Origin of the sequence: Vibrio sp. DW001 (assembly GCF_029016285.1) — a bacterium.
Lineage (GTDB): Bacteria > Pseudomonadota > Gammaproteobacteria > Enterobacterales > Vibrionaceae > Vibrio.
Genome location: NZ_CP091975.1, coordinates 3,389,239 through 3,403,130 on the forward strand (window position 1 = coordinate 3,389,239; position 13,892 = coordinate 3,403,130).

Sequence of the window (13,892 nt, forward strand, 5' to 3'; positions counted from 1 at the left end):
CCTTTATTCTGATGTTAACAGTGATTGAAATCGAGCATGCTTCTGTAAAGGCATATTGCTTTTTACTGATAGAGTTACACGATGATCGATATCCTCGTGTAAAGCACCGACTTCACTACTAAGTTGTTGTGTTATCTTACCCCAAGGAGAGACTATCATGGAATGTCCCCATGTTTCTCTGCCACAGGGATGTCGACCGGTTTGAGCACTAGCGACAAACCAACACTGGCTTTCAATCGCCCTTGCTCTTAATAATACTTCCCAATGGGCATCACCGGTTGTCGCGGTAAACGCCGCTGGTAAAGAAATAATCTGTGCTCCATTCGATACAAGTTCAGAAAATAAATGCGGAAACCGTATATCATAACAGATAGCAAGTCCAAGCCTTCCAACGGGCGTATCCACCACCACCACTTGGTTGCCTGGCTGAAAGATCTCAGATTCTCGGTAGCGCCCATGTTTATCCTCTACGTTGGCATCAAACATATGCAGCTTATCGTAATGAGTGACAAGTTCTCCCGTACTATTGATTACTAAGCATGTTGTACTTATATTTTCACCTCGAATGATTGGCATACTGCCAATCACAATCCACAATTTATAACGTTTAGCCATTGCCGATAATTGTTCTTGAATAACGCCAGAACCTAGTGTCTCAGCATGGCGTAGATAATCTTCTTTTGACCCAAATACAATACAATTTTCAGGAGTAAGAACTAATTTAACGCCCTCCTTAGCCAATTGCTTAAGTTGGATATCGATAAACGCTAGGTTTTTCAATGGTTCCGATCCAGATGTCATCTGAACTACACCAACACTATTCATCTATTTACCTTCCTTACTCTTTGTATTCGGTAGCGTATATGCACCTTTACTTCGAGATAGCTCTTTTACTTCGGGGGAATCTAGAGAACCGACAACTTGGTAACGTATCTTGGTAAATACATCCACAACGGGAGAAATCACCGTCGAAATTGCAAATACAACAATAGCCGTTTGAGGAGCCACAGCAAAAGCGGTCAATACGGGAATGCCTGAGGTTAAATCAGGTGTAAATTCAACTTCTGCATCAACGCGGTTTGCGTTCAGGTCAGCCATACCACGTATTGTCATTTCACCTGCAGTCGCGTCCATTTCAATATTGTTGGTAACGAATATTCCTTTTTCCATCTTACCTGAGCCAGTAATGCTATTGAACGCTAAACCATTATCGAATACATCGGTAAAATCAAGCTGCATCTTTCTAATAATAGAATCTAAACTGAACATCCCTAGTAGTTTCGCCGCTCCATTTACATCGGATATGATCCCTTTGCCCAACTTCGCATTCATCTCTCCATTAAGCGTGTCGACTTGCAATGACCATGGCGCTCCCTGCCAAGACAACTGAGATGACATTTCAAAAGGCGCTTTTTGTATGCCTGAGCTAATGCCAAATCTATCCATTAACTCTGTATTATTTTCACCTTCAATAACCAGAGCCATACTGGACTGGCTATTGGTTTTATTCAGTTCCCACCAACCGTTCGCTTTAATGTGGTTAGTCCCACTGTTGATATCAATATTCTTCCAATTTAAACGTTCTCCCTGCCGCTGGAGATCAACATTTACCGTTCCAACTTTATAACCTTGCAACCAAAAATCTTTTATATTTAACGTTAGATTCGGCATTAGTCGATGGAAGCTACGGTCGAACTGACTGATTAACGGATGTCCAGTGTCCGTCTGATAAACGGGGTTTATAGAAGACTCATCATCCCAGAAAGGGGCGTATATATGCAGTCGTTCAAGTGCGACTGTTAAATCATAAGGCTCAAGATAGTTTGCTTGTCCTTTTGCCTCAGAACTGTCCACGTTAAAAATCCAAGAAAGATTCTTTTTCCGCGCACTAAAATCAACTTTATGCCAATCAAGAGATGCAAACGTGAGGTTATCTGCTGATATGTTTACCCTTAAAGGCATAGGAATTACGGGGGTGTTCATCTTGCTTAAACGCGACTGTTGGGTCGTCGTCTCTTGTTCATTTGCCAGAGAAAACCAATCATCTAAGTTAAAATCTGAGGTTCTTATCATCAAATCATGACCCACAACTGGGCTGACTTTAAACCCGCCTTTACCGACAAGTAGGTTTGTTGCTTCTAGTACAGGTTTAGAGCCCGTGATATCAATCTCAGCTTGGTATTTAACATTAGGCAGTTGTAAACGAGCTGAAATCATTTCCTGATTTCCCGAAGCTTGCATCTGCAACTTGCTTTTTTTTCCTAGGGTTTTAGCTAATGGGAGGGGGTATTGACTTGATATATATTCCAAGTTGGCAGACGTGCCGATTTGATAGGTGAAACCGACGTCATTAAGCTGAATATCTATATCCATATTCCATGGTGCATGCCCTCGCACTTTATCTGTCCAAACATTGCCAATGTAAGGCGCTAATGGTTCTATCTCCCAATCCCCTAAAATATCAATACCAACAGAATATGACGACTCTAAGCTTTCCCCTTTAAAATCCAATGAAATTGGCTGCTTGAGTAACTTTGCCGATAACCCTGACGTTTGGATTATATCGTTATCAAAATTTATGCGACCTATTGCCTGTTCCAATTCCATTGGCGGCGATTCAATATTAATGTGATTACCAACTAAGTCTGCATATCCCCATGCTCGAGATTCAAGCTTGGTATCAAATGGGATATTCAATTGGAACTCAGAGGTAATATCACCCTTAACTCGAATGGCCGTCAAAGCCGCACCGACAGAATTAACTAATGGTGTCGCCATCATATAATCACGCACCGCGGGTCCCTTACCAGACGCTTTCGCTTTTATTTCAATGGCGCCATTAGGGCCTAAGTACGCTATTTGACCAGTCACTCTCTCCGCTTTCACGTCGTTTAATGTTGCAGAGCGAGAATCCAAATACATCGATTCATTTTCAAACAGCAAATTCAGCTGCATATCGGTAATGGTTGGCCAGCGTGTATCAAAGCTAAATTTAGTGTCATTCAAACCAACCTCCGCTTGAAACACACCATCGTTTTGCTTGTATGGAAACGTATTGAGTGGGCCGTACCAGATGATCCTAGCGTTTTCCGCATTACCACCTTGTATCGCTGTTGAAAGGTAATCCGTTAAACCTTGCCCTAGAGCTCTTGTTGGCAGATAACGCCATGTTTCACCTGCGTTATACACATCGGCTTCAGCGTATAGCGAAAGAAACGCAGGTTGTTCGTTAGGAAAATCAATTCTGAAAGCGCCCTGAGCTTGCAGATCCGGCGTCGCAACGGTAATTTTGTCTGCCCACAATCGCCAACCATCGTCGTCTAACTCCCAGACCAGCGCTAATTCACCATTTTTAATTCGGAGTGGAGCCTGAAAAATATCCCCATAGGGAAGAACATCATCAACCAAAGTGGCATATGCTGATAGCTTTGTACCATCACCCGATACCTTGGCATTTAGATCATGAACTTCTGGTAATAGCTCCCATTGTTTAATACCTGCACCAGAGATCATTGCAGAATAGGAAATAGACTCATTATTAGATTGAGACACACGAATATCTTCTATCAGTCCATGGGGCTCTAATCTGCCCAACCATTGACTAATGTTAGTAGAATCAGGTGCTAAGTGTGCGAGTGGTCTCAGTGACGCTATCTCAATTTGAGAAGCATTGAGCGTCCACGTATCTGGTGTCCATTTAAAAGCGAGGTCGATGCTAGGCCAATCATATTCATTACTTCTCACACGAAGTGAATGACCACTGACTTGCCACCCATCTTTGTCGATTAGAGGAACCAGTTTAAATATGCCCTCTTCTATTTGCAGCAGGTGCTCACTTTCCTTTTTCCAAACTAATTCTGACGGTAAGAGTTCAACATAGGCATTAACTGGTTGGTTACTTTCAACACTAAACCAGCTATTAAAATTAATCCGTCCGCTTTCGATCCCAGTCTGTTCTATCCATTCAGAGGTCAGCCAAGGTGTCACACGAATATTGTTAGCCTGAAGATAAAAATCGCCAGAAAGATCTCTTACGGAGCCGTTATCTTTAAAATCCGCTTTTACGGCTAGACTGTTGATCTGGCTTCCAACAACACTTATAGAGCCTTCAAGTTTATGATTACTGCCTCTATTTCGCCATTTTAGTTGCTCAATATCCAAAGCACGTTGGTTACCATCATAGGTTTGGTAAACGATCTTAGAATCAAGTAAATTGAAGTCTTTCAGTTGGCGAAAAAACAACCTTTCAATCTGTTCCACCACCGTTAGGCTTTGGCTCTCTATTTCGCTGACTGCTGGCTTTTCGTCATCAGTTTGAAAGAAATTAATACTGCTGATATCAAGATGAAGGTCTTTAACATTCAGAGAGGCGACTTTGGGCTCAAGTGTCATAATGGATTGGATTAGATCGAACTCCAGCTCCACTGTGTTGATATCAAAAGTAATCCCTTCTTTAGAGATACCTTCAACGGCAAGTTCTTTAAGAGAGATTGAGGGGTGGGTATTACGCCAATATCCTTTTACTTCTCCAATAGTAAAAGGAATGCCGGTAATGTCACCGACTAATTGAGAAATTTCGGCTTTATAATTATCGAGTCTTGGTAGGGAAACGCGCAACGCGGTAACAGCAATGGCCAAAGAAACCATGACTGTTACTATTATCCACATTACTAATCGCCCGCTTCGGGCAGCAAATGAAGTCACAAATACTCCATTACATCATAACGACGTCGAACTGTTCCTGAATATAAAGATGTTCAACCTGAATTTTGACTTGTTTACCAATAAAGACTTCCAGTTCAGCTAGAGCATGTGACTCTTCACCTTCTAGCGTTTCCGCTACTGCCGGTGATGCATAAACCACAAACTTATCTGCTTCATAAGCGCGGTTAACACGTGTTATTTCACGTAATACTTCATAACATACTGTCTCTACGGTTTTTACCGAGCCACGGCCTTCACACGTAGGGCATTTGGAACAAAGGACATGTTCAATGCTTTCTCTGGTTCTCTTTCTGGTCATTTCAACCAGTCCCAAGCTGGTGAAACCATTAATATTTGTTTTCACTCTATCAACGGCCAGCGCTTGTTCTAGCGATGTTGCAACTCGAGCTCGGTGATCTTCAGCCATCATATCGATAAAATCGATAATGATAATACCACCTAAGTTTCTTAACCTTAATTGACGGGCAATAGCTTGCGTTGCTTCAATGTTAGTATTGAATATGGTTTCTTCAAGGTTTCTACGGCCAACAAATGCACCGGTATTAATGTCGACGGTAGTCATTGCTTCCGTTTGATCAATGATCAGGTAGCCACCAGATTTTAACTCAACTTTACGATCTAAAGAGCGTTGAATCTCATTCTCTGCATCGAACATGTCGAAAATGGGTTTGTCACCTTCATAAAGTTCTAACTTTACCGTAAGTTCGGGAACAAATTCAGAAGTAAACTCTTTTAGTGTTTCAAATACCAATCTAGAGTCGACCTGGATTCTAGTTAATTCTGTGCCTACAAAATCACGTAAAATACGCTGAGCCAAACCTAATTCACCATACAGCGTAGATCTTGTTTTATATTTTGCTCTTCTTTCACCCACTTTTTTCCAAAGTCGCTTTAGAAAGATGGCATCTTGAGCAAGTTCTTTTTCGTCGGCACCTTCAGCCGCTGTTCGAATAATAAAGCCGCCATCTTCATCGCAATATTCTGCAACGGTTCTTTTTAAACGATCTCTTTCTTCTTCACTATCAATTCGTTGAGAAACCCCAACATGGCTTGCGCCAGGCATAAAGACAAGATATCGAGATGGAAGGGTAATGTCAGTCGTAAGCCTAGCACCTTTGGTACCTAGAGGATCCTTGACAACCTGAACCACAATGTCTTGCCCTTGACGAACCAACTCTGAAATATCTCGAACTTGGAACTGCTTCTTCTCATTTTCAGCGACACATTCCGTATGAGGAACAATATCGGAGGCATGTAAAAAAGCGGCTTTTTCTAAACCGATATCCACAAAAGCAGCCTGCATTCCCGGTAAAACCCGAGATACACGACCTTTATAGATATTTCCAACGATTCCACGGCGTGCTTCTCGCTCGATATGGACTTCTTGGAGGATACCACCTTCAATCATTGCTACCCTTGTTTCACTTGGGGTAACGTTTATCAACAACTCTGCACTCATGAGAGTACCTCATTAAGCTTATAAAAATTCTTGCAAGAGCTGATCGGTTTCAAATAGAGGCAAACCTACTACTGCGTAGTAGCTTCCTTCAATACGTGAGACAAATCGCCCACCTAAACCTTGTATACCATAACTACCAGCTTTATCGCACGGTTCGCCTGATTGCCAATACTGGCTTATTTCTTCTTCATTCAGAGGCTTAAACCATACGTCTGTTGTCACCAATTTAGACAGAAATTTATCTTTATTGACTACACAAATCGCCGTTAAAACTTGATGTCGTTGTCCAGATAACGCTTGTAACATTCTTCTGGAGTCTTGAAAATCAGTCGGTTTTTCTAGTACTTTATCTTGTAACACCACGACCGTATCCGAACCCAATACTGTTGCATTTAGGTTTGCCATCGCGAACCCTTTTACGGATTTATCGTAAGCGAGTCTCAACACATAATCAGAGGGAGATTCGTCTACTCCCTTGCATTCAACTACGTCCGGCTTAACGATGCTAAAACGATAGCCAACTTGTTGCAAAAGCTCTTTTCTTCGCGGTGAACCCGATGCCAAATAGAGATCCATCTTATCCCCTATCAATGTTTATTGTTTTATATATCCGTGACTATTATCTAATATGCCAATGGCGACGGACTCTTCTTAGTAACATAAATAACCAAGGCCAAAGGATACAATTAATTAATCCAGCCCATAGTGACATAGGATTAAAAACAACATCTTGGATAAGATATTCCCCGCCAAATTCCCATATCTTTGCTAACACACTTATCGCGCCAATAAATATTGCCTGTTGCCAAAGGGCCATATTACGAATCACTAAGAAATTTGCGGCGACCAAAAATACAGCAAATGACATCACAATGCCACGAATACCTAGAGTTGAACCTAGTAACAGATCCCAGGTTAAACCTAGAACAAACCCAGTACCTACATTAACTCTATGCGGGAGAGCGAGCACCCAATAACAAGTAACGAGAAGTAACCAAGACGGTCTAAAAAGATCTAAGCCACCAGGCCAAGGAATGGTTTGTAATATTAGAGCGATCAAAAATGTCGCCCAAACGACTAATCTTCCACGAAAGATGCTACTGGCCATTCGAGTCTCCACTTGGTTCTTGGCTCTCTTCTGACTCAATTTCACCATCGGACGAAATAGCCTGTTGCTGCCTATTTTCATTCGGCCAAATGAGCAACAAATATCTTAATCGGTCGAATTCCACAACCGGATTCGCCTCAATTTGAGCAAACTGACGGCTATTATCATTGTCGACCTTAGATACATATCCAACCGGATACCCTTCTGGGTATAATCCGCCGAGCCCAGAGGTCACCAATAAGTCACCAACTTGAATATCGGTACTAAGTGAAATATGTTCTAGTTGAATCGACTCAATATCACCACTACCAGCAGCGATGACTCTTAGATCATTGCGAACCACTTGAACAGGAATCGAATTATTTGAATCGACAAGAAGAAGTACTCTAGAATTATGCGCGGCAACAAAAGTTACCTGACCGACAATACCATTTTCATTTATAACTGGTTGCCCAACATATACACCATCGGTATGACCTTTGTCGATCACGACTTGATGCCGATAAGGTGAAGAATCGACAGCCATTACCTCTGTAACGACCTTCTTTTCATCACGAATAAATGGCGAGCCTAGTAGCTCACGTAGACGTTTATTTTCTTCTTGGTACTGTTTTAACAAACTCAAATCACTTTTCAGTAACAATACTTCTCTTTTTAATGAGGAATTGCTTACGATAAGTTCCTGACGAGAATTTAGTCGCTCATATAACCCATCAAACATAGTTCGAGGTAAATTTGCGGCATATTGAATAGGAGCAACAACACTATTGAGGATATAACGAACACTTGAAAAAGCGTCAAGACGACTATCAGCCAGCATTAAGCTAGCTGATAGTGATATTGCGAAAAATAGGCGCAACTGCAGAGAAGGTCCTCTGCCGAAAATTGGTTTCATTCCATTTCACCCACTCGTACTGGATAAATGGAATTACTCTTCACTGAAGAGATCGCCTCCATGCATATCAATCATTTCTAATGCTTTACCTCCACCACGAGCAACACAAGTAAGTGGGTCTTCAGCAATAACAACGGGTATGCCGGTCTCTTCCATCAAGAGGCGGTCGATATCTTTCAATAACGCACCACCACCTGTTAACACCATGCCATTTTCAGAGATATCAGCGGCCAACTCTGGTGGGCACTGCTCAAGAGCAACCATAACAGCAGAAACAATCCCTGTTAATGGCTCTTGCAACGCTTCTAAAATCTCGTTTGAATTAAGCGTAAAGCTACGAGGTACACCTTCAGCTAGGTTACGACCACGGACTTCAATTTCAGCTACGTCATCGCCAGGGTAAGCTGAACCGATACCGTGCTTAATCTTTTCTGCCGTTGCTTCACCAATCAAACTGCCGTAATTACGGCGCACGTAATTGATGATCGACTCATCAAAGCGGTCACCACCAATACGAACAGATGAAGAGTAAACAACATCATTCAAAGAGATAACAGCAACTTCCGTTGTTCCGCCACCAATATCGATGACCATAGAACCCGTTGGTTCTGATACCCGGAGCCCCGCACCAATAGCGGCTGCCATTGGTTCATCAATCAGATACACTTCACGAGCACCTGCACCATGTGCGGATTCTTTAATAGCACGACGCTCGACTTGTGTTGAACCACAAGGTACACAGACCAGCACTCGAGGGCTCGGCTTTAAGAAACTATTATCATGCACTTGCTTGATAAAGTGCTGTAACATTTTCTCGGTTACATAGAAATCAGCAATTACACCATCTTTCATAGGACGAATAGCAGAAATCGAGCCCGGAGTACGGCCAAGCATCTGCTTTGCTTCGTGTCCTACTGCCGCAACGCTTTTCGCTGTTCCAGCGCGTTTTTGGCTAATAGCAACTACTGATGGTTCATCAAGAACAATACCTTGTCCTTTAACATAAATTAGAGTGTTTGCGGTACCTAGATCAATTGATAGGTCATTTGAAAACATACCACGAAGTTTCTTAAACATATTCTTCGCTCATTTGCATAATATTAGAAGACAAAATTGCACTAAATGTACCAATGCACGGCCATTACAGCAAGGCATTGCTACACAAACATGGGGTTAATCTCGCTTTTTCTTACAACCTTCTGACAAAACCCCGATTTTTCTACCTTTTATTGGCCTGTAAATCGGTTTTCGCCTCTGAAGATGACTCGGTCATTTCCTCGATAAATACCAAATGTGACGATCGTTGATGGATCTTCCTCCACTTCGGCGGGACCATTCCAGAAATATTGTAACCAAGGTTGGTCAACATAATTGCTACTGCAACTCGCATCACTGTCCGAGATTTTATTATTGCCTTGACGTAGCCAAATCTTAAATTGCTCTCGTCGACTGGTTCCCTGCTTTGCAAATAATTTAGCATATTGCCCCTCAGAGACCGAGCCTTCATTTGTTGACGGCGTTGTATTTAGTTCTAGTAACACATTAGCGTTGGTGCCGACGTCTGACCAAATAGATTGCGCGCAATACGCATCAGAATTAAGCTCGCTTCCGCTATCATCTTTATTTACTACAAATTGACCTCCATCCCAATATTCTACTTTTAAAGGAATTGAGATGTTCGTACCTTGATTGCCACCAACGTCACTGAGCACCATACGACCATATCTAAAGTCAGGTTGTTCTGAAAAACGCTTGCCAGATAGCGCACCGGTAATATAGGCATCAAAATCTAACGTTTCGAAGTTTACGCTATCAACCAGATCAGAAATTAATCCAAAATTGGCATTACCACTAGTGAATGGCCCATCCAAAATAGAACCATTTTTGACCACATTAAAATCACTTATTCCAACCACTATTTGGCCCGTATTGTCCCCCCAATTTGAAGGTGTCCATTCAAGATCTCTTGGTAATATACGGGTAGATTCAATGTTCTCCCAATTATCACTTCCATTACTATTTGGGATGTTGGCTGTGGCTTTATAGGTAACCGTAACAATATTATCGTCAGTAAATAGACCGTAGTTAGTGGTGATTAACGCATTCCCATCGCTGTCATCTTGGCTGCTTTCGGCTTGGACAATGAAACTATGTCCTATATTCTGCCCCATATACGCAAAATCATTATGCTCATCGGCGTAATCCCACAGAGTATCGCTATCTTCAATTATGGTTAAGTGGTGAGGGTAAAAACGACCAATTTCTCTAGTTCCTGTATCGATGACCATATCTAAATACTGATTTGAACTATTATTACTTATGTCATCAATATCGGCCGATATCATTAAGCTACCGACCTCATTCCAATAAAGATTATTAAAAAGATAATACGGCGCATCGGTGGTGCCACTGTTGTCTGTATGTGATTTACTCTCACCAGAACTAACGATATCACCTTGATCATTTTTAACAATCATAGCTGAACCTGTCCCTGTAACACCACTTGATGGGCTCCGCTTTTCCCCTCGGATATATACAGTTGCAGATTCTGCATCATTGACAAAAAAATTGGTTGTTCTATTTGCATTGCACTTCTCTTCGGCTCCCGCTATATCCATATAAACGATAGGGATGACTTTAAGTGAAAAAACATCTCCTGCTGCGTTATAAGCCGGTCCCCCACTAGCGGTTCCATCCATAACTGACCCATTTTCGTCACAGATTGCAAATGTCCAAGGTCTTGCATGAATTTCAAAAGCGCCACTTAACTTACCGTTCCCATCAATAGGACAACCATCAAGACCTGAACAGTCAAAGTTCGGGTCTGAAAGCTGGATCAGCGACTTACCTGACTCCCAATAAGTAATATCAATTTCCGCAACTCCAGCATCAAAATCTATTGGTGTTCCAGTGCCAGATTCATTATTAAGTTCGAGATTGCCTAATTTTCCGTTTAGAGGTGAGAGTAGAGAATGTATGAACTGAACAGATTTTTTATCGTAGTTATCAACCGCGGTTTCACTACCATCATCACATGCAAGTACCTTAATTGAGAGCGGTTGGCTTTTACCTGCTACTACTTTTTGTATATCTGCATCAAAACTGAAAGGGACAAACTGATAAAGCCCACTTTCTGGATCGACATCAGAATGATTAACCAGACTTGCAATTACCTCTACTGCACCAGAGTTAATCTTTGTTAGGTATAGGATCAACACACCATTATCTATCTGGAAACGACCAGAACTCTCCCCAGAAGTAACATTATCAGTGGAGAGTAGTCCACCATTGGTCGCTGTCGCGTAAAGCTCACCAGAAAAACCATTGGCCAAACCGTTTTGATCTCGGACTTCAAATCGTAATACTTGGGTATCACAGACGAGTGTATAGTCAATAGTCGGTTCGAGGACGAGTTGGTATTCGGTCGGTGTCGAGCCATCAAAACAACTGCTATTGCCTATTATTTTTGCACCAGCCTGGCTTAAAGACAGTTGTTTCGCCGTTGCCGCGCCTTCTAAAACTGAGTTCTCTAATAACAGTGTTCGCGCAAGAATTTTGGCTTTAAATTGACTACCACTACTCACCTTAATGTTCATCGCCGCATTAGGACCAAGTATTGATACATCATCAGGAAGTCCAGTTTGAATGACATCAATGGGGTTATTAAAAGACATATTCGTGCGTATGTATATTTTTGTATCCGTTCCTGTTTTTATCGTATTTCCAGCGGTATTGATTCGAAAATAATCAAACGTATAATTCCCACCACTAGAAAATTCGGTCGTAACAGGTGAGTCGTTTACCTCATATCTTCGAATTCTAATATCATCTTGAGCAGGAAAGATTATCGTGAATGTCTCTTTATTCAAGTTAGTAATGCTTAAATTATTCATTCCTTTCAAGATTTGAATGGTTATGTTTTGACCACTTTTATCATAACTACAATATTGGCTACCAGCTTCGCAAACTCTTTTATAACTATTACTATTATTACCGTTATGCCCCTCAATGGTCAGATTTCCGCTTGGAAAGGTATCAGTGACTTCAAGGTCAACCTCAACTTTGTCCACATTATCAAGTCCGCTTACACAATACCCTGCATCACAGCTATAACTCGTTGAGTATGATAAATCAGACACTTCATCAAACGCCGTATTTACATAGTATTTATTGTCATTCGAGTTTTGGTACACGTAGGTCGCTGGCCAACCGCTAATGTGATAATCATCGTTTTTTGGGTTAGTCATCATTAAGCGATCGTCGGTATTAGGGGTCGTTCCTTTTACATACCAAGATTGAGCTGGTGCAGGGAAATATTGGCAAGTGCCGATTTCAGGCATCTCTTGATAAAAAGCAAAGTAACCTACTTGTTCAGAAACATGAGCTCGAGCTCGCGAGTTATTCGTATCTTCGTCTATTGCAAAACTCACCTGATTACCATTGATATCACAGCGACGAAGCCATCCGCCATCACTGCCCGTTCTCGTCTGTTTGTTTGCCACTATTCCCGTCAAGGAACTTACCGATGTCGTTGTATAATCAATACAACTATCTGCTATTGGTGCCGTTGAATTACTTCTAAGCGTATCTAGGGTAGAGCTCGCGTTATTAAAAGCGACTGAATATGAGTCGATGGTTCCTTGAAATTCTTCGCTGGCGAGAAAGGCGATTTTTTCTGAGTTGTAAGTATAATTCGAAACGGACGAACGCGATAATTCGAGGCCCACATTCACACTCGTTCGACCTATATTTTCGATGGCCGTGGTTATCCACTTATCGTCATTATTTCTGCTTTGAACCTGGCCTAAAACTACCGGTGTCGACGAAAAACCTGAAAAGCTTGGAATTTGAGAGAAGGTGACGTTCGTTGTATTGACTGAAGAACTTGTACTTACGCTACTGATATCCGCATAATCTGCATAGACTTTATTCCCATCGAAATAGGCGACACCTGGTTCGATAGCGAGAAAACTGACCGAGGTCATTGCAGTAGAACTGGAGCCATTGATTGATGGTGGGACCTCTTGGATGATACTTGCCCCCATTTTAGTCACCGAGGTAACCGATAATGTAGCGGGTGCATCCGAGTCCGCCATATCTGGATCAACCGTTGGCATAACAAACACAAGCGGAACAATATCGAATGTATTGTCAAAGCTAATATTACAGCTCCCACCATTACAACTTGCTACCCCAAATTCAAATACCGCATCATCGCTATATTGGCGACCAAAATTAGGCAATGAATCTTCGCAGCTAAAACTCGTCGTGTCATATATCTCACCAACAACATTTATATTGCCATTTTTTAGAACTTTTGTGATGCTATCTAGCGGCGCTCCCCAGGTGTTGGTATTGATTGATTTACGATAATAATTTAATTGATTCGTTGACGCATCATATGAAATAGCGGCGTTATATTGGTCCTGGAATGTGTTCCAATTTCTATATAAATCAGTATCGTATATTTCTGCCGTTTCTCCGGACGCTCGAGGTTGACTTGTACTTAGCACCCAAAAATCTTCATGATTACCGGGTTGTTGTATTTCTACGCCTTGCTCATAGAAAGCCCCATACAGATCAAAATAGATAGTAAAATCAGACTGACCTTTTACTGAACAGCTCGCATTATTCGCGGGTCCAGGGTCAAACCCCCAAGTAACAGATGAGAATAAAAACAAAGATATCGTAAGATAGAACTTCAT

8 protein-coding genes are annotated in these 13,892 nt (G+C 41.7%); all 8 read right to left on the bottom strand.

The window, feature by feature from the left end:
- Positions 1-3 precede the first annotated feature (3 nt).
- A complete protein-coding gene (locus L3V77_RS15455) occupies positions 4-825 on the bottom strand; it encodes a carbon-nitrogen hydrolase family protein (RefSeq protein ID WP_275134935.1) in 822 nt (273 codons plus the stop codon).
- Entirely contained in the window at positions 826-4,668 is a 3,843-nt protein-coding gene (locus tag L3V77_RS15460) for a YhdP family protein (RefSeq protein WP_275136792.1), read from the bottom strand.
- Positions 4,669-4,714: 46 nt separating this feature from the next.
- Positions 4,715-6,184, bottom strand: coding sequence for a ribonuclease G (gene rng / locus L3V77_RS15465; RefSeq protein ID WP_275134936.1), 1,470 nt, complete (start codon positions 6,182-6,184; stop codon positions 4,715-4,717).
- Between the two features lie 18 nt (positions 6,185-6,202).
- Positions 6,203-6,772, bottom strand: a complete 570-nt coding sequence (locus L3V77_RS15470; protein WP_275136793.1) for a Maf family protein — start codon at positions 6,770-6,772, stop codon at positions 6,203-6,205.
- 31 nt (positions 6,773-6,803) lie between these two features.
- On the bottom strand, positions 6,804-7,292 hold the full coding sequence (gene mreD / locus L3V77_RS15475; protein WP_275134937.1) for a rod shape-determining protein MreD: 489 nt from the start codon (positions 7,290-7,292) through the stop codon (positions 6,804-6,806).
- The gene (gene mreC, locus L3V77_RS15480) at positions 7,282-8,187 is read right to left on the bottom strand and encodes a rod shape-determining protein MreC (RefSeq protein ID WP_275134938.1); all 906 of its coding nucleotides are present in this window, start codon (positions 8,185-8,187) and stop codon (positions 7,282-7,284) included. The genes mreD and mreC overlap by 11 nt, the downstream gene beginning before the upstream one ends.
- Before the next feature lie 33 nt (positions 8,188-8,220).
- On the bottom strand, positions 8,221-9,264 hold the full coding sequence (locus L3V77_RS15485) for a rod shape-determining protein (protein WP_195704466.1): 1,044 nt from the start codon (positions 9,262-9,264) through the stop codon (positions 8,221-8,223).
- Positions 9,265-9,413: 149 nt separating this feature from the next.
- Positions 9,414-13,892, bottom strand: coding sequence for a DUF6701 domain-containing protein (locus L3V77_RS15490; RefSeq protein WP_275134939.1), 4,479 nt, complete (start codon positions 13,890-13,892; stop codon positions 9,414-9,416).